Below are 18,355 nucleotides of genomic sequence, written 5' to 3'. Positions count from 1 at the left end.
ACCGCTCAGGCGTCCGTGGACCCGGGGGGAAGCGCCGCGGGCCGGGCGGGGCCGGCATGCCGGCCCACCCGCTGCCAGGAACCGGGGTTGCCGCCGCCCGTGGCGTGGCTTCCCCGGGCGTTCGCCGCCGTACGGCTGTTCAGCGGTGCACGACTGCCGAACATCCCGATGCCGAACGTTCTGAAGCCGAGATTCTCCTCACCGGTGCGGTCCCCCGGTAGAGCCCGGAACGATCGCCGGTACTCGGAGTACAGGGCGTCGTAGATCGGGGTCTGGGACTTGCCGCCCGATGGGTCCTGCGACGGGCGCATGGCCGGGATCGGGGTCTGCTGCTGGCGAGGAGGGTCGTATGAGTGCACGTAGGTGCCAACGACCTCACCGCCCGTCGGATGCGGGCCGGGCGGAGAAAACGATGTCCGGCGGGCGGAGGAGGGCAGGACCGGCACGGTCAGGTCCCGGCGAGCGGCATCGTCGCGGCGACCAGGAGGCCGTTGACCGCGGCCTTGTCCAGCGCGTCGCGGAGCAGGTCCTCGCGCGGCTGCTGGCCGATGGAACCGGCGGGCGCGGCGAAGACCAGCACGCTCTGCGACTTGTTGGCGGCCGTCCGCCAGCCCTCGGTGACCTGGAGCGGCTGGTGGGCCTGCCACCAGGCGACCGGGCTGCCGCCGCCGGCGCCCGGCTGCAGCACGGCGTGCAGCTGGCCCATGGCCAGGAGGACCGACCAGCCGGGGAGGACGCCCGGCAGCCGGTTCAGGTGCGGCGTGGGCAGGAAGCCCTGCTCCAGCAGGAGCTGGAGGAACTGGTCGCCGCCGCTGCCGTCGGTGCCGGGCCGGGCGATCGGCCCCGTCGGCTCGACGACCAGGGCCGGTCGGAGGTCGTCCTCGATCAGGACGAGACCGCTGGTGATGCCGAGGACGGCCTGTTCGGGCATGAGGCCCTCCGGATTCTTCTGCTCGCTGCCGGTGATGGACCGCACGGCGCCCTGGAGCTGGTCCTCCGCGATCTGTACGACCTGCGAGGGGATGCAGGTCGCATGGGCGAAGGCGAGCACGGCGGTCTCGTCGCCCACGAACAGCACCGTGCTGGTGCGCTCGTGGTCGGAGTCGCCGGGCGTGCGGCATGAGGTGCAGTCGTAACTGCCTGGGGCACTGTCGCCGACGAGCAGCCGGTCGGCTTCGGCATCGCCGATCTCGGCGCGTACGTCCTCGCTGACGTCGAGCATGCGCGGCACGGGTGGCTCCTCGAACTCGGTGCGTGGGCCGGGCGGTTCCCGGCTCATGAAGAGACAACGGAAGACCCGGGGCCGGGGTCACGCGCGAACGGGAGATTAAGCGCCGGAGCCGGCGCGCCGATGGACCTGAGGAACGCACCGCTGAATCGGAGCCGAGCATTCCGCGTAAGGGCCTCCAATGCACGGGAGTTCGTTCGAAACGTCACGGGTTTGTACGACTCGTGTGCGAATGCTGTGCCGTCTCCTGACGCAACGTAAGGTCCGTTGCAGACCAGTCGAACAGGGGAAACGACTACGTAATGCACATTTCATTTCTGCTCCACAACGCGTACGGCATCGGGGGAACGATCCGTACCACCTTCACGCTCGCCGGGACCCTGGCCGAGCAGCACGACGTCGAGATCGTCTCCGTCTTCCGGCACCGTGACGAACCGAAGCTGGGCGCACCCGCCGGTGTACGGATGAGCCACCTCGTCGATCTGCGCAAGTCGAGTCCGGGATACGAGGGTGCGGCGGCCGACCACGCCAGGCCCGCGTCCGTGTTCCCGCGCGGCGACACCAGGCACCACCAGTACAGCAGGCTCACCGACAGCCGTATCGAGTCGTGCCTGGGCGCGCTGGACGCCGATGTCGTCGTCGGTACGCGGCCCGGCCTCAACGTCCACATCAGCCGGCAGGCGCGGCGCGGACCGGTGCGTGTCGGCCAGGAGCACCTCACCCTCGAGAGCCACGGCTACCGGCTGCGCCGTGAGATAAGCCACCGGTACGGGCTGCTCGACGCGGTCACCACCGTCACCGAGGCCGACGCCCGGGACTACCGCACCAGGCTGCGGCTGCCCGGCGTACGGATCGAGGCCATCCCGAACAGCGTGCCCGAGCCGGCCGGTCCGCCCGCCGACGGCGACGCCAGGTGGATCGTGGCGGCGGGCCGGCTGCACCGGGTCAAGCGCTACGACGTACTGATCCGGGCCTTCGCCGAGATCGCGGCGGTGCGCCCGGAATGGCGGCTGAGGATCTACGGCGCCGGGGACGCGTCCGGGAACGAGCGGCAGTCCCTGGGCGCGCTCGTCGACGAGCTCGGACTCCGGGAACGGGTGTTCCTCATGGGGTCCGTCGACCCGATGGAGGCGGAGTGGCCCAAGAGCTCCATCGCCGCCGTCACCTCCGAGCGGGAGTCGTTCGGCATGACCATCGTGGAGGCGATGCGCTGCGGGGTGCCGGTCGTGGCGACCGACTGCCCGCACGGGCCCGCCGAGATCATCGACGACGGGACGGACGGGCGGCTGGTGCCGCTGGGGGACACCGGTGCCTTCGCCAAGGCCCTGCTCGGTCTGATCGACGACGACGCCCTGCGGCACCGGATGGGCCGGGCCGCCTTGATCTCCGCCGCGCGGTTCGATCCGGCGCCGATCGCGGAGCGGCACGAGAGGCTCTTCACCGAGCTGGCCGCGAGGGGCCAAGGAGGGGGTTCACGGGGCGTGCTGCGTACCGCTTTACACCGTTCCCGGGGCGGGGTGCTGGACGGGGCGTATGCGCTGCGTGACAAGGCCGCGGGGGTGATCCGCCGGAAGCAGGCCTGAGGCGGGGTGCCCGGGCCGCTGTCCGGGCACCGTATCCCGGACCGTTGCATTCCGGATGGCGTGGCGGTCCGGGGCCTCCCGGGCCGGGGCCTGCGGGCGGCGGACGGCTGAAAGCAAGGCCCGCATAAGGGCAGATGAATTCCAGGTGGCGTGCCCGTGGATTCCCCTTCGCGGGATGCACGGAAAAGCGGATCGCACGCAGTCGCGCCCTCACACAATTTCGTCCGGCGGCCCTGCGGATGACTTTAGGCGAACGTCACACAATTCGGTTCGCGTGCCGCCCGGCTGCCGATCGGGTGAAGTGTCCGCTGTAAACGCCCGTGGGGATCCTGTGACACAAGCGTGACCGCCGGGGTACACGGAGATGCGCGGGACCCGTGGGCACCACGGCTTCCGCCGGGGCGCCGGGCGGCCTACGGTGAGGGGTATGGCACCTGTACCGACCCCTTCCGCCCAGCCGGACGACGTCACCGAGTCGTACGTCGGCCTCGACGCCGATGCCGCCGAACGCCAGGCCAGAGCCCGTGGCTGGAGCACGGTCCGGGCTCTCCCGCCCGGCACCGTCATCACCATGGAGTTCCGTGGCGGCCGTATCAACTTCGAGGTGGACGCCTCGACCGTGACCCGCTGCTGGGTCGGCTGAACCCGGTCCCCACGAGCGAAGGCCCCGACGGGAGTCGGGGCCTTCGCTGTGCGTGGGAGCGGTGGTGCGATCCGTCCCCGCAGGTCAGGGGCGGGCTCGGTCAGGGGGCGACCGGACCGCCCGCCACCGGGCGGGACGGACCCGCGCTGTTGCGCGGTGAGCGGTCGGCGTGCGGCGGCCGGCGCGAGCCGCCCGGCGTCAGCGGCGTGCGATCCGCACGCGTGGGGTGCGCCCGCGCCCTGGCGGCCGCACCCGGATGACCCGCGGGTCCCGTCGTCCCGGGTGCCGGTCCTCTGTCCGCGGCCCCCCGGGTGTCCTCGGGACCCGCCCCCAGCACCTGGGGCAGCAGGGCCGGCTCCGGTGCTGCGGGAGCCGCGGGAACGGCCTCCCGGAGCCGGCGCCGGGCCCGCCACTGCTCGCGTACCGAGAGGACGAAGACCTCGGTACGCGTGATCAGCGGCTCGAACCAGGGCAGTGCCAGCAGGATCAGCAGACCGGCCGCCCAGCCCAGCAGGACGTCGCTGAGCCAGTGGGTGCCGATGTAGACGGTGGTGAGCCCCACGCCCAGGGAGACGAACGCGGACAGGGCCGACAGATAGCGCCTGGCGCGCGGGGTGGTGGCCAGGTAGGCGAGGATTCCCCAGGTCACCACGGCGTTGGCGGTGTGTCCCGAAGGAAATATATCGCCCCCGGCGAAGAGCTCCGCCGACCCGATCTCGGTGGCGTAGTGCGGGCCGAGCCGCCCCAGGCCGAGCTTGACGGCGCCCACCGAGAGGTTGAGCAGCAGCAGGGAGGCACCCAGCGTGAGCAGCGGGCGCAGCGTGTGCTGGCGCCAGGAGCGCCAGCCGAGCCAGGCGGCGACCATCACGGCGGTGGGGCCACGCTGGCCGAGCACGACGTAGTAGTCGAGGAAGGCGTGGAGTTCCGGCCACTGCTGGTAGGGCCGGAACAGCATGACCTTCCAGTCGAGGGTCACCAGCCAGGACGAGACCAGCACGGCGAGGACGATGGCGAGATAGAACGCCAAAGTCCCGCCGAAGAGAGCGATGCGGTGACGGCTCATCCGCGGGGTCTCTATCTTCGGCGGTTCCGGCTCCCGGTCCAGACGGGCAAAGATGTCGGTACGCACGCAATGGACGTTACAGCGAGTGAGTGTGTGATCCGGCCGATCCCGCCCTTTTGTGATGACGATGTGATGTGGACTTTGTCTCAGACGCGCATCCATTCCCCGTGTGCCGGGGAATGGGTTGGACCCATCGGATATTCGGTCCGGCCGCTATTCGTAGAAATGTTTGAGCCTCGACGGAATGGCGCAATGCGGCTGCGCCGCGCAGCGGTGGCGTCTTTCGGGGGAGCCGTCGGCCCCCTGACGCCCGGACCGCCGCGGCTCCCGCGAAGTGGTCCGGACGTCACCCCGCGTACGGACCGCACGCGGACCGCGAAGTGGTGTACGCCACACCCGGTGCCCCGTGAACGTATGATCTGCGCCACTCGTGACCACCTGGAACTCGCGTACGCTGACGGCTCACTCGCCCGTCGATGCCGGGCCCGGGGGCACCGTGAGCCGGATCCCCGGAGGTCCGCCGAGCGCGAGGGACTCAGTGTGGGAGGTACGTACATGACCGGGACGTCCACGGCCGTGGGCAGGCTGCGCGCGGCGGCCGACGGTGCCAACCGCTGGGTCGTCCTGGTCGTCCTCTGTCTCAGCCTGCTGCTCGTGGCACTCGACGCGACCGTGCTCCACGTCGCCGTCCCCGCCGTCACCGAGGACCTCAGGCCCAGCGCCGTCGGCCTGCTGTGGATCGTGGACGCCTACCCGCTGGTCTGCGCCTCACTGCTGATCCTCTTCGGCACGCTCGGTGACCGGATCGGCAGACGGCGCGTCCTCCTCTGCGGCTACGCGCTCTTCGGCGCCGCTTCCGCGCTCGCCGCGACGGCCGATTCGGCCGGTGTGCTGATCGTGGCGCGTGCCCTGCTCGGTGTGGGCGGCGCGATGATCATGCCGGCCACGCTGTCGATACTCCGGCAGGTCTTCCCCGACCGCCGTGAGCGCGCCCTGGCCATCGGCGTGTGGACCGCGGTCGCCGCGGTCGGCGCCGCGGCCGGGCCGGTCGTCGGCGGCTTCCTCGTCGAGCACTACTGGTGGGGCTCGGTCTTCCTGATCAACATCCCGCTCATGGCGCTGATCCTCCCGGCCGGGCGGTGGCTGCTGCCGGAGTCCCGCGGCGAGAGCGACGGGCCCTGGGACGTGTTCGGCGCGCTGATGGCCGCGGCGGGGGTGCTCGGAGTCGTCCTCGGGATCAAGCGGGCCGGCGGCGGCGAGGGGCTGCTGCACCTCGCGACCCTCGTCCCGCTGCTCGCCGGAGCCGCGCTGCTCGCCCTCTTCGTGCGCAGGCAGAAGCGGCGCAAGTACCCGCTGATCGACATCGCGATGTTCTCCCGGCCCGCCTTCAGCACCGCGGTCGGCTGCATCGTGCTCGCCATGCTGGCCCTGGTCGGCCTGGAGCTGATCGCGGTCCAGTACCTCCAGCTGGTGCTCGACCTGAGTCCGCTGGAGACGGGCCTGCGGCTGCTTCCGCTGACCTTCGCCGCCATGGCGGCCGGCGCCACGGGTTCGTACACCCTGAGCCGTGTCGGTCCGCGCCGGATGGTCGGGTGGGGCTTCGTGCTCACGGCGGCCTCGGTGCTCCTGCTGACCCTGATGGGCCAGCACGACCGGCCCGTGCTGCTGACCGCCGGCTTCGTGCTGCTGGGCTTCGGGCTCCAGTCCACCCTCTTCGGGGCGTACGAATCGATGCTGAGCGAGGTGCCCGCCGAGCGGGCCGGCGGCGCGGCCGCGATCGGCGAGACCTCGTACCAGCTGGGTGCGGGCCTGGGGATCGCGCTGCTCGGCAGTGTCATGAACGCGGCCTACGCCCCCGGGCTCTCCCGGCTCCACGAGGAGGGCGTGCCCGCCGCCGCCGGCTCGGCCGCGTCGCATTCGCTGGGCGAGGCCTACCAGGTGGCCGGCCGGCTGGGCGGCCCCATGGGGGATCTGCTGCGGGACACGGCCCGGCACGCCTTCGTCGACGGTCTGCACCTCACGCTGCTGGTCAGTGCGGGGCTGCTGCTGCTCGGGGCACTGGCGGCGCTGCGCCTGCCGCGCGTCATGGACTGCTGCCCCGAGGTGAAGGACGCCGGCCGGGAGTCTGCGGCCGTCGTGCCGGAGCAGGCCACGGGGTCCGGAATCGCGGGTTCCGGGCTTCGCAGGGAGGCCCGGCCGGCCCCGGCGCAGGAGGCCCGGGAGCGCGGCGCCGCCCTTCCCGCCCGGCGTGAACCCGCCGAGGCAACGGGCTCTGGACGGGCGGCACGCTGAGCCGTAACGTCGGCACGGCGCCGTAACTACCACTGCTAGTTTTAGTACCGTGGCGCGTTTCCGCACCCCCCGCGAGCCGCCGGAGGCACCTCATGTCCACCACCGAGTCCGCGAAGCCGTCGAAGCCCCCGGTGTTCGATCCGGGTGACCCCCTCGGCATCGACGACCTCCTCGACCCCGAGGACCTCGCGATCCGCGACACCGTGCGCACCTGGGCCGCCGACCGGGTCCTGCCGCACATCGCCGAGTGGTACGAGAACGGCGAGCTCCCCGGCATCCGCGAGCTGGCCCGGGAGCTGGGCTCGCTCGGAGCGCTGGGCATGTCCCTGAAGGGGTACGGCTGCGCGGGGGCCAGTGCCGTCCAGTACGGCCTTGCCTGTCTGGAGCTGGAGGCCGCCGACTCCGGCATCCGCTCCCTGGTCTCCGTCCAGGGCTCCCTCGCCATGTACGCAATCCACCGCTTCGGCTCCGAGGAACAGAAGCAGCGGTGGCTGCCCGGCATGGCGGCCGGCGAGACCATCGGCTGCTTCGGCCTCACCGAACCGGACCATGGTTCGGACCCCGCAGGGATGCGGACGTACGCCGAGCGGGACGGTGAGGACTGGGTCCTCACCGGCCGCAAGATGTGGATCACCAACGGGTCGGTCGCCGGGGTCGCCGTCGTCTGGGCCCAGACCGATCAGGCGGGCGGCGGCTCGGGAATCCGCGGCTTCGTCGTGCCGACCGACAGCCCCGGCTTCTCCGCGCCCGAGATCAGGCACAAGTGGTCGCTGCGCGCCTCGGTCACCAGCGAGCTGGTCCTCGACGGCGTGCGGCTCCCCGCCGACTCGGTCCTGCCCGGCGCCACTGGGCTCCGCGGCCCGCTCAGCTGCCTCAGCCACGCCCGCTACGGAATCGTCTGGGGAGCCATGGGCGCGGCGCGGGCGAGCTTCGAGTCGGCTCTGGACTACGCCAGGTCCCGGGAGCAGTTCGGCAGGCCCATCGGCGGATTCCAGCTCACCCAGGCCAAGCTGGCGGACATGGCCCTGGAGCTCCACAAGGGCATCCTGCTCGCCCACCATCTGGGCCGCCGGATGGACGCGGGCAGGATCCGCCCGGAGCAGGTCAGCTTCGGAAAGCTCAACAACGTGCGGGAGGCGATCGAGATCTGCCGCACCTCGCGGACGATTCTCGGGGCCAACGGGATCTCGCTGGAGTACCCGGTGATGCGTCACGCGACGAATCTGGAGTCGGTGCTCACCTACGAGGGCACCGTGGAGATGCATCAGCTGGTGCTGGGCAAGGCGCTCACCGGCCTGGACGCTTTCCGGTAGGACGCTCCGGCGAGCGCCCTGCTCAGCTCTGGTTGAAGAAGCCGTCGGCCGGCCGGCCGGCGGCTTCGCCGTTGACCACCTGGGTGTGGGCCGGGGACAGCAGGAAGACCCTGGTCGCCACACGTTCGATCGAGCCGTGCAGCCCGAAGATCAGCCCCGCGGCGAAATCCACGACGCGCTTGGCGTCGCCGGGGTCCATCGCGGTGAGGTTGACGATCACCGGCACACCGTCCCGGAAGAGCTCACCGATCGCGCGCGCGTCCCGGAAGCTGTCCGGGGTGACGGTGGCGATCCGGCGGCCCTTGTCCTCGGCCTCGTCGGAGGCGACCCGTACCCGGGGGTCGGTCACCCATGGCTGATTCGTGCCGGTCTCCGCATCCTCGGAGTACTCGTCGTCGTAGTACCGCTCGTCGTTGTCCTCCACGAGGCCCAGCCAGGCGCTTGCCTTGCGCACCGATCCCATGGACGCCTCCTCTCACCGCGGTTCGTTGGTCTTCCGTATCTCTTTCCTATCCCCATGGTCGTCCATGATGCGGATACAGCGCCAAGGGGATAGTCGCCGCACGGGCGATTCGTAACGCTACTGGTGCAGAACATGTGGCGATTCGTCAGGGTTCCTACTGCATAGGGGGGCTTGCGGAAGGAAAATATGATGCTCCCGTCCGTACGGGTGACATGGGGGTCGTCCGGGTGAACGGATCGCTCGATACGATGCACGCCGCGCAGCTACGCGAGCGCCACTCGTCAGGTGAAACGGCTCCCGGGGGATCGTCGTGTTCGGAATCGTCAGGCCATGCACCCATCGGCTGTCCGAAGGGCTCAAGACGGAGTGGATGGCTCATCTCTGCGGGCTCTGTCTCGCTCTCCGCGCGGACCACGGACAGTTCGCCCGGGTCGTCACGAACTACGACGGCCTCATCGTCTCGGTCCTGACGGACGCTCAGGCGGATCGCACCGACGTACGGCGGCGTACCGCCGGCCCCTGTCCGCTGCGGTCGATGCGGACCGCGCCGGTCGCCCGGGGCGAGGGGGCCAGGCTGGCAGCCGCCGTCTCACTCGTGCTGGCGTCGGCCAAGGTGCGCGACCACGTGGCCGACCGGGACGGGCTGTTGGGGCGCCGCCCTGTCGCGGCCGCCGCCCGCCGGGTCGCGGCGGGCTGGGACAGGGCGGGGGCGCGCACCGGGGCCGAGCTGGGCTTCGACACGGCGGTCCTGGTCGACGCCGTCGACCGGCAGACCGGTATCGAGTCCCTCGCGGGGCCCGGCACCCCGCTGCTGACGGTCACCGAACCCACCGAGACCGCGACGGCCGCGGCCTTCGCGCACACCGCCGTACTCGCCGGCAAGCCGCAGAACGCAGGGCCGCTGGCCGAGGCGGGGCGGCTCTTCGGGCGGCTCGCGCATCTGCTGGATGCCGTGGAGGACCGGGAAGCTGACGCCGCGTCGGGTGCGTGGAACCCCCTCACGGCGACCGGCACACCGCTCACCGAGGCCCGCCGCCTGTGCGACGACGCCCTGCACGGTGTGCGTCTCGCGATGCGGGACGCGGAGTTCACCGACGGTACGCTGGCGCATGTTCTCCTGGTGCACGAGCTGCGGCGTTCCGTGGACCGGGCCTTCGGACCCGCCTCGTGCTCGCACCAGCCGGGAGGGCAGCCCTCGGGGGCTTTCGGGCCGGCGCCCGGCAACCCGTACGCCCCGTCTCCCGGCGGTCCGTCCGGCCCACCGCTCCCGCCCGAGCCGCCCCGCAACCGGCGTGGCCTCATAGCCGGCTGCCTGGTCTGGGCCGGTCTCGCCTGCACCTGCCAGATGTGCTGTGCCGGCAGCTTCAACGACCCGTGGAGCGGCCAGGAGCGCGAGGGGCTCTGCCACAAGGCCGACTGCTGCGACTGGTGCGAGGGCTGCGGGGAGGGCTGCGGCTGCTGCGGCGACTGCTGCAGCTGCTGCGAGGGCTGCGACTGCGGGTGCGACTGCTGATCACCCGTCAGGCCGTCGTCGCCCCGGGTCTCACCTGATCTCCGGAGGAGAGATCTGCGACGACTCGATGGCCGACTCCCCGGTGCCCCACTTCTTCAGGATGCGGTCGTAGGTCCCGTCCTCCTTGAGGGCGTTGACCGCGGCCCGGAAGGCGGGGGCCAGCGGGGTGCCCTTCCTGAAGGCGAAGCCGACGTCGAGCCGCTTGAACTCGCTGAGGAAGCGCAGTCCTTCCTGCTGGGCCACGGCGTACCGCAGTCCGTTGATCGTGCTCATCAGGACGTCGCTGCGGCCCTGCTGGAGCGAGATCCAGACGGCGGCCTGGTCGGCGTACGTCCTGACCTCGTACGCCTTCCTGCCCGTGTCGGCGCAGCGGTGCCTGTTCTCCTCCAGGGTCGCCTCGAAGGTGGTCCCGGCACCGGTGCCGACGGTGAGGCCGCAGAGCTGCGTGAGGTCGGTGACCTTCTTCAGGCCGCTGTCGTCACGGACGGCGAAGCCCTGCCCGTCGTTGATGTACGTGACGAAGTCGATCGTCCTGCGGCGTTCGTCCGTCACCCCGAAGTTGCCGGTGCCCAGGTCGTACTTGCCGCTGCCGAGGGCCGGCAGGATCGCCTCGAAGGAGGCGACCTCCCGCTTCAGCTTCAGCCCGAGTTTCTTCGCCACCGCGTCCGCGAAGTCGATGTCCGCGCCGGCGAGTGTCCTCCCGTCCTCCCGGTAGAACGCCCCGGGGGGCGCGCCGACGCTGGACGCCAGGGAAAGGGTGCCCGAGGCGCGCACTTCGGCGGGCAGCAGCTTCGCCGCCGCCTCGTCCTTCTTCACCGACGAGACCACGTCGGTGGCGGGGATCTTCCCTCCGGTCGCCGGTCCCGCACCGGCCGGCGAGGCTGCGGGGTCACCCGATCCGCAGGCGGTGAGCGAGAGGGCGGCCACGGTGATGAGTGCGAAGGCGGCGGTCTGCCGGGTTCGGGGCATGGCGGGGTTTCTCCGGGTTCGTCGACCGCGCTCCGGTGCCTGGGCAGCACGGAGCGTCGCGGCAGGAGATCAGCGATACGAGGGGAGGGCGGAGCGGCGTTGTGTACGCGAAGGAACGCGGGGAAATCCGCTCGAGCGCCTGTGAGGGCGCGAGCGGGAAGAAAGGAGACGCAGGGGGGTCAGCTCAACAGGAACAGGACCACACACGACCGAAGTCGATGTGGGAGCGGGTGACCAGCCACAGCTGCGAATACATGGCCCAAGTGGAACAGGCATCCGGTTGGGCGTCAACCGTGGTGAGACGTGCGGCTCACACTGTGGACACGCTTGACAACAGCACCGCGTGACGCTTTTCTCTGAAGCGGACCGGCGCTGAGGGGCCCGGTCCACGTTGTGCTCCGCGTCGAAGGCACGCCCCGTGTTCGATCTCTGCATCCACGGAGCCTTCGCATGTCCGCGCAGACAGAAATCCATGCCCCGTCACGTCCCGCCCCACCGGACAAGCACGCCGGGGGCCCCGCCCCGCGCATCGTCCCCGTACGCCGAACAGGGCAGTGGACGGCGGCCGTTGCCGTCCTGCTCCTCCTCGCGGGGGGCCTGGTCTCCGTCGTCCGGAACGACGCCTTCCAGTGGGACGTCGTCGGTGACTACCTCACAACCGGCTCGGTACTGCGGGGCCTCGGCCTCACCCTCTGGCTCACCGCCCTCGTCATGGTGCTCGGCTTCGCCCTCGGCACCCTGCTCGCGGTCTTCAGACTCTCCGGCAACCGCGTGCTCCAGGCGGTCGGCTGGGGCTACATCTGGCTGTTCAGGTCCACGCCGATCCTGGTCCAGCTGCTCTTCTGGTTCAACATCGGCGCCCTCTACCCGCAGATCCTGGGCGTCAGCACCGTCAACCTCCTCGGTCCGGTCGCCGTCGCCGTCATCGGGCTCACGCTCCACGAGGCCGCGTACGCCGCCGAAGTGGTTCGCGGGGGCATCCTCTCCGTCGAACGCGGACAACTGGAGGCGGCCCAGTCGCTCGGCCTCCGGCCCTGGCGCCGGTTTCGGCGGATCGTGCTGCCGCAGGCGATGCGCTCCATCGTCCCGCCCGCGGGAAACATGCTGATCGGGACGCTCAAGGGCACCTCGATCGTCAGCATCATCGCCGTACAGGACCTGCTGTACTCCGTGCAGCTCGTCTACCACCGCACCTACGAGGTCATCCCGCTGCTGCTGGTCGCCACGCTCTGGTACGTGGCGGTCACCTCCCTCCTGTCCATCGGCCAGTACTACGTCGAACGCCACTACGCACGCGGCACGGCAGGCACACGGTGACCGCCGCACCGGCGCTCGTCGTGATCGGCGGCGGGCCGCGCGGCACCGGAGTCATCGAACGGATAGCCGCCAACGCCGCCGAGCTGTGGGGCGACCGGCCGCTGGACATCCACCTCGTCGACCCGTACCCGCCGGGCGGCGGCCGGATCTGGCGCGAGGACCAGTCCCCGCTGCTCCGGATGAACTCCATGGCCGAGGACGTCACCATGTTCACCGACGACACGGTCCAGCTGGACGGCCCGGTCCGCCCGGGCCCCGCCCTGCACACCTGGGCCGCGGATGTCCGCGAAGGACGGACCGTCATCGCAACCGACCCCGCGGTCCTGGACGAGATACGCGGCCTCGGCGGCCAGGACTTCCCCAGCCGGAGGCTGCAGAGCGCCTATCTGCGCTGGGTGTACGAGCAGGCGGTCGCCGCCCTCCCGCCCGGCATCACCGTCCACGAACACACCGGCCACGCGCTGCGCCTCACCGGGCCGGCCGGCGGCCGGCAGCAGGTCCGGATCCAGGGGCGGGCCGAGCCACTCACCGCCGAACTCGTCATCCTCACCATCGGCCACCTCGACGCCGAACCGAACCCGGTACAAAAGGAGTTGTCGGCCTTCGCCGCACGCCACGGACTGGTCCACCTGCCGCCCGGCTTCACCGCCGACACCGACCTGAGCGCCCTGCCGGCGGGGGAGCCCGTCCTCGTGCGCGGCTTCGGTCTCGCCTTCATCGACCTGATGGCGCTGCTCACCGAGGGACGCGGCGGGCACCACCGCAACGGGACCTACATCCCCTCCGGCAGGGAGCCCGTCCTGTACGTCGGGTCGCGGCGGGGCGTCCCGTACCACTCCAAGATCGGCTACACCTGGCAGGGTGAACGGCCGCCCCTGCCCCACCACTTCGGTGCCGCCCAGGTGGCCGAGGTCCTCGACCGCCCCGGCCCCGTGGACTTCCGGCGCGATCTGTGGCCGCTGGTCACCAGGGAGCTGGGCCACGCCCACTACCACCGGCTCTTCACCGCCCACCCCGAACGCACCGCCATGGACCGGGGCGACTTCGAGGAGAAGTACGCCGTAGCCGGGCCCGGCAGCCCCGAGCTCGCGGCCCTCGTCGCCTCGGCCGTCCCCGACCCCGCCGACCGGCTCGACCTCGATGCCCTCGACCACCCGCTCGACGGGGTGCGCCACGCCTCGTACGACGCACTCCAGGACGGCCTTCGCGCCTACATCACCGCCGACCTGGAACGCCGGCACGATCCCCGGCACAGCCCCGACCTCGCCGTGTTCCTCGGACTGCTCTCCGTCTACGGGCAGTTGACCGGCCTCGGCGACACCGGAGAGGAATGGCACGGCTTCTTCAGCTATCTCGCCTCCGGACCGCCGGGGCCCAGACTGCGCCAGCTCCTCGCGCTCTCGCAGGCCGGCGTCGTCCGCTTCCTCGGCGCCGGCATGACCGTCGAGGCCGACGAGGAACAGGGTGTCTTCCGGGCCCGCAGCGCCACCGTCCCCGGTGCCCGCACCGCAGCCCGCGCCCTGGTCGAGGCCCGGCTGCCCGGCCCCTCGCTGCGCGGGACCCGCAGTCCGCTGCTCAGCGGCCTGTACGAGGACGGCGCGGCAGGCACCGAGTCGGGGCTGCTCTCCGTCGCCCCCGAGGACGGCCGGATCCTGGACCGCGACGGCCGCCCCCACCCGCGCCGCTTCGCCCTCGGCCCGTTCACCACCGCGCGCTCCAGTGGCGCCTTCACCCGGCCGCGCACCGGCGGCCCGGCCTTCAGGCAGAACGACGCCACCGCCCGGACGGCGCTAGCCCTCCTGCGGGACCTCTCCTGTCGGGACCCCCTCACCGCGTGAGCACGGCCCGCTTCCGTACCCCTGTCGCAGAAGGAACCCCCACCATGCCGCAACCACGCCGGGAGGACAGTGCGATGAGCGCACCCGCAGAGCAGGTCACCGATTCCGACGTCATGGTCGAGATCCGGTCCGTGCACAAGAGCTTCGGCCCGCTCGCGGTGCTCCGCGGCATCGACCTGTCCGTCCGCGCGGGAGAGGTGGCCGTCGTGCTCGGCCCCTCCGGGTCGGGCAAGTCCACCCTGCTGCGCACCATCAACCACCTGGAGAAAGCGGACCAGGGATGGATCGCCGTCGACGGTGATCCGGTGGGCTACCGCAGATCCGGCGACACGCTGTACGAGCTGCGCGAGCGCGAGGTCCTGCGCCGGCGGACCCGGATCGGTTTCGTCTTCCAGAACTTCAACCTCTTCCCGCACCTCACCGTCCTCGACAACATCATCGAGGCCCCGGTCGCGGCCCTCGGCCGCCCCCGCCGGGAAGCCGTCGCCGCGGCGGAGAGGCTTCTGGCCCGTGTCGGGCTGGCCGACAAGGCCGGGGCCTACCCCAGGCACCTCTCCGGGGGCCAGCAGCAGCGCGTCGCGATCGCCCGCGCCCTCGCCCTGGAGCCGAAACTGCTGCTCTTCGACGAGCCGACCTCGGCCCTGGACCCCGAACTCGTCGGCGAGGTCCTCGACGTCATCAGGGACCTCGCCCGCGGCGGCACCACCATGATCGTCGTCACGCACGAGATCGGCTTCGCCCGTGAGGTCGCCGACACCGTCGTCTTCATGGACGAGGGAAGGATCATCGAGCAGGGGCCGCCCGCCGACGTACTGGACCGCCCGGCCCATGAACGCACCAGGGCCTTCCTCTCCAAGGTCCTCTGAGCCGTGTCCCCGCCACCCAGGAGCAGTCACATGTCCGCCATCAGGCCACTCCACCTCGCCGCCGAGATCGGCGGCCCGCCGCGTTACGACGCCGGCTCCCACGTCGCGCTGGCACGCCTCGCAGAGGAGGGCACACTCGACTTCGTCACCCTGAGCGACTCGTTCGCCCGCCCGGGCCCAGACGCACTCGCCGTCATGGCCCGCGCCGCCCCGGCCACCGCACGGATCGGCCTCGTGCCCACCGTCACCACCACCCACACGGAGCCCTTCCACGTCTCGTCCGCCGTGGCCACCCTCGACTGGGTCAGCAAGGGCCGGGCCGGCTGGCACGTCGACGTGTCGGCGACCGAGGCGGAGGCACGGCTGTTCGGACGCCGCCCGGCCGCACCCGCCGCCGCGCTCTGGCAGGAGGCGGGGGAGGCCGCAGACGCCGGAGCACGGCTCTGGGACAGCTGGGAGGACGACGCGGAGATCCGGGACGTCGCCACCGGCCGGTTCATCGACCGCGACAAACTGCACTACGTCGACTTCAAGGGCAGCACCTTCTCCGTCCGCGGCCCGGCCATCGTGCCGCGGCCGCCACAGGGCCGGCCCGTCACCGTCATCGACGGCACGACCGGCCCGGCCCGCGAGGCCGCCGCCCAGCACGCCGACGTCGTCCACATCCGCGCCACCACGCCCGAACAGGCCGCCTCGCTCCGCGACGAACTGCTCCGCAGCGCCGCGGCCCACGGTCGGGACCCCGCCGGTCTGCGAGTGCTGGTCGCCCTCACTGTCGACCTCGGGGACGCCGAGGCGGCGCCCGAACCCGGGCTGAGGAGCGGCCCACAGCTCGCGGGGCGCGGGACCTACTTCCGGGGCGGACCCGTGGACCTCGCCGAACTCATCACCCGGTGGCACGGGGGAGGCGCCGCGGACGGTTTCCACCTCACCCCCATCGCACCGCGGCGCGACCTGGAGAGGATCGTCAACGGAACCGTGGCGCTGCTCCAGCACCGCAGCCTGTTCCGCACCTTCTACCCGGGCGGCACACTCCGCGAGCACCTGGGCCTGGCCCGGCCGGCCGGCCGGTACACACGCGTGAGCTCCTCGGAGGGGACGTCATGAAGCAGATGCACCTCGCCGCCCACTTCCCGGGCGTCAACAGCACCACCGTGTGGACCGACCCCCGCTCCCGGAGCCAGATCGACTTCGCCTCCTTCGAACACCTGGCGAGGACCGCGGAGCGCGGGAAGTTCGACTTCTTCTTCCTCGCGGAGGGGCTGCGGCTGCGTGAGCACGACGGCCGCATCCACGACCTCGACGTGGTGGGCCGGCCCGAGTCCCTCACCGTCCTCAACGCCCTGGCGGCCGTGACCGAGCGCCTCGGCCTCGCCGCCACGGTCAACGCCACCTTCAACGAGCCGTACGAACTCGCCCGCCGGCTCGCCACCCTCGACCACCTCAGCGCGGGCCGTGCCGCCTGGAACGTGGTGACCTCATCGGACGCCTTCACCGGCGAGAACTTCCGCCGCGGCGGCTTTCTCGACCGGGCCGACCGGTACACGCGAGCCGCCGAATTCGTCTCCACCGCCCGGAAGCTGTGGGACTCATGGACCCCCGACGGCATCTCGCGGCCGTTCCAGCACTCCGGGCAGCACTTCGAGATCTCAGGCGAGTTCACCGTCCCCCGCCCGCCCCAGGGGCACCCCGTCGTCATACAGGCCGGGGATTCCGACGAGGGCCGGGAATTCGCCGCCTCCGCGGCCGACGTCATCTTCACCCGGCACGGCACCCTGGACGCCGGACGGGCCTTCTACGCGGACGTCAAGGCGCGCCTCGCCAAGTACGGCAGACAGCCCGGTGACCTGAAGATCATGCCCGGGGTCACCGTCGTCATCGGCGACACGGACGCCGAGGCCCGGGAGAACGCCGCGGAGATCCGCCGGCAGCAGGTCTCCCCGCAGAACGCCATCCTCGCCCTCGAACAGGTCTGGGGCCGCGACCTCTCCTCGTACGATCCCGACGGGCCTCTTCCCGCCATCGACCCGGACCCCGGATCGAGCCTGGTCCAGGGCAGGGTCCGGGTCGCGGACCCGGCGGCCGTGGCCGCGAGATGGCGGGAGCTCTCCGAGGCCGGGGGGCTGTCCATCCGTCAGACGGTCATCGAGTCGACGGCGCGGCAGTCCTTCATCGGCTCACCGGAGACGGTCGCCGCCGAACTGGAGAAGTCCGTCGCCGCCGACGCGGCCGACGGCTTCATCCTCGTACCGCACCTCACCCCCGGCGGACTCGACGACTTCGTCGACCGGGTCGTCCCGCTCCTCCAGGAACGCGGAGTCTTCCGCTCCGAATACACCGGCTCCACGCTGAGGTCGCACCTCGGCCTGGCCGAGCCGGTGTGGAATGGTTGACGCCATGAGCACGGACGCACAGCAGGACAGCGAGGAGTTCCACGCCTGGCAGCGCTGGCACGAGGGGCGCATCGTCGCCGTCGCGGCGCCCCACGGACCGCTCTCCCTCGCCGGCACCCACTGGCTCGCCGACCACCCGGAGGGTCGAATTCCGGCCGTACCCGGGCTGTGGCGCGAGGAGGGCGGCGAGGTGGTGCTCAGCGCCGCCCCCGGGGACGGGCTGACCGTCGACGCGAAGCCGGCCGCCGGCGAGGTCCGTCTCGGCGCCGACCGGGGCCCCATCGACGCGTCCAGGGTGGCGCAGGGCGAGCGACGGCTGGTCGTGCTGAGCCGTGAAGGCCTCTGGGCGGTGCGGGACTTCGACCCGCGGTCCCCGGCCCGCCAGGCGTTCCGCACCATCGACGCCACACCGTACGACCCGGCGTGGTCGCTGGACGGGACCTTTCGGCCGTACGGCAGCGACCGGACCGTCCGCGTCGAGAACGCCGACGGGCGTGCGCGGGGGCTGGGACTCTCGGGCGAGATCGCCTTCACCGTGGACGGGGCCGAGCACACCCTCCAGGTCGCGGTCGAGCCCGACGGTTCGCTCTGGGCGGTCTTCGCCGACGCCACCAGCGGGAACAGCAGCTACCGCTTCCGCTTCCTGCGGCCCCCGGCCCCCGACGGGGAGGGCAGGGTGCGGGTCGACTTCAACCGCACCCTGCTGCCGCCGTGCGCGTTCGCCGATCACTTCATCTGCCCGTTCCCGCCGCCCGGCAACACCCTCACGGTGGCCGTCCCGGCGGGGGAGCGGAACCGTATCGACGGCTGACCCGTCCCCCCGGGGCCGCGAGGGGCCGCGAGGGGCCGCTGGGGCCCCGCCCCACCCGGCCTG

At 71.7% G+C, this 18,355-nt stretch carries 16 protein-coding genes; 11 read left to right on the top strand and 5 right to left on the bottom strand.

All coding sequences use genetic code 11. The annotated features are described in order from the left end of the window. Positions 1–5 precede the first annotated feature (5 nt). The gene (locus BFF76_RS01330; protein WP_031099143.1) at positions 6–311 is read right to left on the bottom strand and encodes a hypothetical protein; all 306 of its coding nucleotides are present in this window, start codon (positions 309–311) and stop codon (positions 6–8) included. A gap of 137 nt (positions 312–448) precedes the next feature. Further along, positions 449–1,231 carry a hypothetical protein gene (locus tag BFF76_RS01325; protein ID WP_053930890.1) on the bottom strand — a complete coding sequence of 261 codons (783 nt, stop codon included), beginning with the start codon at positions 1,229–1,231 and terminating at the stop codon, positions 449–451. Between the two features lie 299 nt (positions 1,232–1,530). On the opposite strand from BFF76_RS01325, the gene BFF76_RS01320 reads away from it, so the two are divergent. Together BFF76_RS01320 and BFF76_RS01315 are read left to right on the top strand one after the other, a co-directional pair. Beyond that, positions 1,531–2,811: a glycosyltransferase family 4 protein gene (locus BFF76_RS01320; RefSeq protein WP_031099137.1), complete on the top strand. Its 1,281-nt coding sequence runs from the start codon at positions 1,531–1,533 to the stop codon at positions 2,809–2,811. Between the two features lie 427 nt (positions 2,812–3,238). Continuing rightward, positions 3,239–3,454, top strand: a complete 216-nt coding sequence (locus BFF76_RS01315; RefSeq protein WP_031099135.1) for an I78 family peptidase inhibitor — start codon at positions 3,239–3,241, stop codon at positions 3,452–3,454. Between the two features lie 100 nt (positions 3,455–3,554). On the opposite strand, the gene BFF76_RS01310 is transcribed toward BFF76_RS01315, so the two are convergent. After that, positions 3,555–4,583 carry a phosphatase PAP2 family protein gene (locus BFF76_RS01310; RefSeq protein WP_065846780.1) on the bottom strand — a complete coding sequence of 343 codons (1,029 nt, stop codon included), beginning with the start codon at positions 4,581–4,583 and terminating at the stop codon, positions 3,555–3,557. 489 nt (positions 4,584–5,072) lie between these two features. Between BFF76_RS01310 and BFF76_RS01305 the strand changes: the two genes are divergently transcribed. Both BFF76_RS01305 and BFF76_RS01300 read left to right on the top strand, forming a co-directional pair. Further along, complete coding sequence (locus BFF76_RS01305; RefSeq protein ID WP_065846777.1) at positions 5,073–6,809, top strand: MFS transporter; 1,737 nt, start codon at positions 5,073–5,075, stop codon at positions 6,807–6,809. Positions 6,810–6,901: 92 nt separating this feature from the next. Then, positions 6,902–8,122 (top strand): acyl-CoA dehydrogenase family protein, encoded by a 1,221-nt coding sequence (locus tag BFF76_RS01300; RefSeq protein ID WP_053930894.1) that lies wholly within the window; start codon positions 6,902–6,904, stop codon positions 8,120–8,122. A gap of 22 nt (positions 8,123–8,144) precedes the next feature. Here the strand turns inward: BFF76_RS01300 and BFF76_RS01295 are convergent, their stop codons facing one another. After that, positions 8,145–8,585, bottom strand: a complete 441-nt coding sequence (locus tag BFF76_RS01295) for a cell division protein SepF (RefSeq protein WP_031099123.1) — start codon at positions 8,583–8,585, stop codon at positions 8,145–8,147. 310 nt (positions 8,586–8,895) lie between these two features. On the opposite strand from BFF76_RS01295, the gene BFF76_RS01290 reads away from it, so the two are divergent. Beyond that, positions 8,896–10,098, top strand: coding sequence for a DUF5685 family protein (locus BFF76_RS01290; protein ID WP_199831612.1), 1,203 nt, complete (start codon positions 8,896–8,898; stop codon positions 10,096–10,098). A gap of 30 nt (positions 10,099–10,128) precedes the next feature. On the opposite strand, the gene BFF76_RS01285 is transcribed toward BFF76_RS01290, so the two are convergent. After that, complete coding sequence (locus BFF76_RS01285; protein WP_031099120.1) at positions 10,129–11,067, bottom strand: ABC transporter substrate-binding protein; 939 nt, start codon at positions 11,065–11,067, stop codon at positions 10,129–10,131. A gap of 450 nt (positions 11,068–11,517) precedes the next feature. Here BFF76_RS01285 and BFF76_RS01280 point away from each other — a divergent pair, with 450 nt between their 5' ends. The 6 genes from BFF76_RS01280 to BFF76_RS01255 all read left to right on the top strand — a co-directional run bounded on the left by BFF76_RS01280 (position 11,518) and on the right by BFF76_RS01255 (position 18,292). Continuing rightward, complete coding sequence (locus tag BFF76_RS01280) at positions 11,518–12,384, top strand: amino acid ABC transporter permease (protein ID WP_065846775.1); 867 nt, start codon at positions 11,518–11,520, stop codon at positions 12,382–12,384. Further along, positions 12,381–14,222, top strand: a complete 1,842-nt coding sequence (locus BFF76_RS01275) for an FAD/NAD(P)-binding protein (RefSeq protein ID WP_065846773.1) — start codon at positions 12,381–12,383, stop codon at positions 14,220–14,222. The genes BFF76_RS01280 and BFF76_RS01275 overlap by 4 nt, the downstream gene beginning before the upstream one ends. Positions 14,223–14,335: 113 nt before the next feature. Next, positions 14,336–15,088: an amino acid ABC transporter ATP-binding protein gene (locus BFF76_RS01270; protein WP_031099117.1), complete on the top strand. Its 753-nt coding sequence runs from the start codon at positions 14,336–14,338 to the stop codon at positions 15,086–15,088. A 30-nt stretch (positions 15,089–15,118) separates the two neighbouring features. Continuing rightward, positions 15,119–16,195: an LLM class flavin-dependent oxidoreductase gene (locus BFF76_RS01265; RefSeq protein ID WP_065846772.1), complete on the top strand. Its 1,077-nt coding sequence runs from the start codon at positions 15,119–15,121 to the stop codon at positions 16,193–16,195. Continuing rightward, positions 16,192–17,481: an NtaA/DmoA family FMN-dependent monooxygenase gene (locus BFF76_RS01260; RefSeq protein WP_065846769.1), complete on the top strand. Its 1,290-nt coding sequence runs from the start codon at positions 16,192–16,194 to the stop codon at positions 17,479–17,481. Before BFF76_RS01265 ends, BFF76_RS01260 begins: the two co-directional genes overlap by 4 nt. Positions 17,482–17,485: 4 nt before the next feature. Next, positions 17,486–18,292 carry a DUF1684 domain-containing protein gene (locus BFF76_RS01255; protein ID WP_031099108.1) on the top strand — a complete coding sequence of 269 codons (807 nt, stop codon included), beginning with the start codon at positions 17,486–17,488 and terminating at the stop codon, positions 18,290–18,292. Positions 18,293–18,355 lie beyond the last annotated feature (63 nt).

Source organism: Streptomyces mutomycini (genome assembly GCF_001700505.1).
GTDB classification, from domain to species: Bacteria; Actinomycetota; Actinomycetes; order Streptomycetales; family Streptomycetaceae; genus Streptomyces; species Streptomyces mutomycini.
Note: the sequence above shows the minus strand (reverse complement) of the source record. Positions and strands in the feature narration are given on the sequence as shown.

Excerpts from the sequence above, each read along its gene's own strand:
- BFF76_RS01285 (WP_031099120.1), bottom strand. The coding sequence starts at position 11,067 with ATGCCCCGAACCCGGCAGACCGCCGCCTTCGCACTCATCACCGTGGCC.
- BFF76_RS01300 (WP_053930894.1), top strand. The coding sequence starts at position 6,902 with ATGTCCACCACCGAGTCCGCGAAGCCGTCGAAGCCCCCGGTGTTCGAT.
- BFF76_RS01295 (WP_031099123.1), bottom strand. The coding sequence starts at position 8,585 with ATGGGATCGGTGCGCAAGGCAAGCGCCTGGCTGGGCCTCGTGGAGGAC.
- BFF76_RS01320 (WP_031099137.1), top strand. The coding sequence starts at position 1,531 with ATGCACATTTCATTTCTGCTCCACAACGCGTACGGCATCGGGGGAACG.
- BFF76_RS01315 (WP_031099135.1), top strand. The coding sequence starts at position 3,239 with ATGGCACCTGTACCGACCCCTTCCGCCCAGCCGGACGACGTCACCGAG.
- BFF76_RS01260 (WP_065846769.1), top strand. The coding sequence starts at position 16,192 with ATGAAGCAGATGCACCTCGCCGCCCACTTCCCGGGCGTCAACAGCACC.
- BFF76_RS01330 (WP_031099143.1), bottom strand. The coding sequence starts at position 311 with ATGCGCCCGTCGCAGGACCCATCGGGCGGCAAGTCCCAGACCCCGATC.
- BFF76_RS01265 (WP_065846772.1), top strand. The coding sequence starts at position 15,119 with ATGTCCGCCATCAGGCCACTCCACCTCGCCGCCGAGATCGGCGGCCCG.
- BFF76_RS01305 (WP_065846777.1), top strand. The coding sequence starts at position 5,073 with ATGACCGGGACGTCCACGGCCGTGGGCAGGCTGCGCGCGGCGGCCGAC.
- BFF76_RS01255 (WP_031099108.1), top strand. The coding sequence starts at position 17,486 with ATGAGCACGGACGCACAGCAGGACAGCGAGGAGTTCCACGCCTGGCAG.
- BFF76_RS01280 (WP_065846775.1), top strand. The coding sequence starts at position 11,518 with ATGTCCGCGCAGACAGAAATCCATGCCCCGTCACGTCCCGCCCCACCG.
- BFF76_RS01270 (WP_031099117.1), top strand. The coding sequence starts at position 14,336 with ATGGTCGAGATCCGGTCCGTGCACAAGAGCTTCGGCCCGCTCGCGGTG.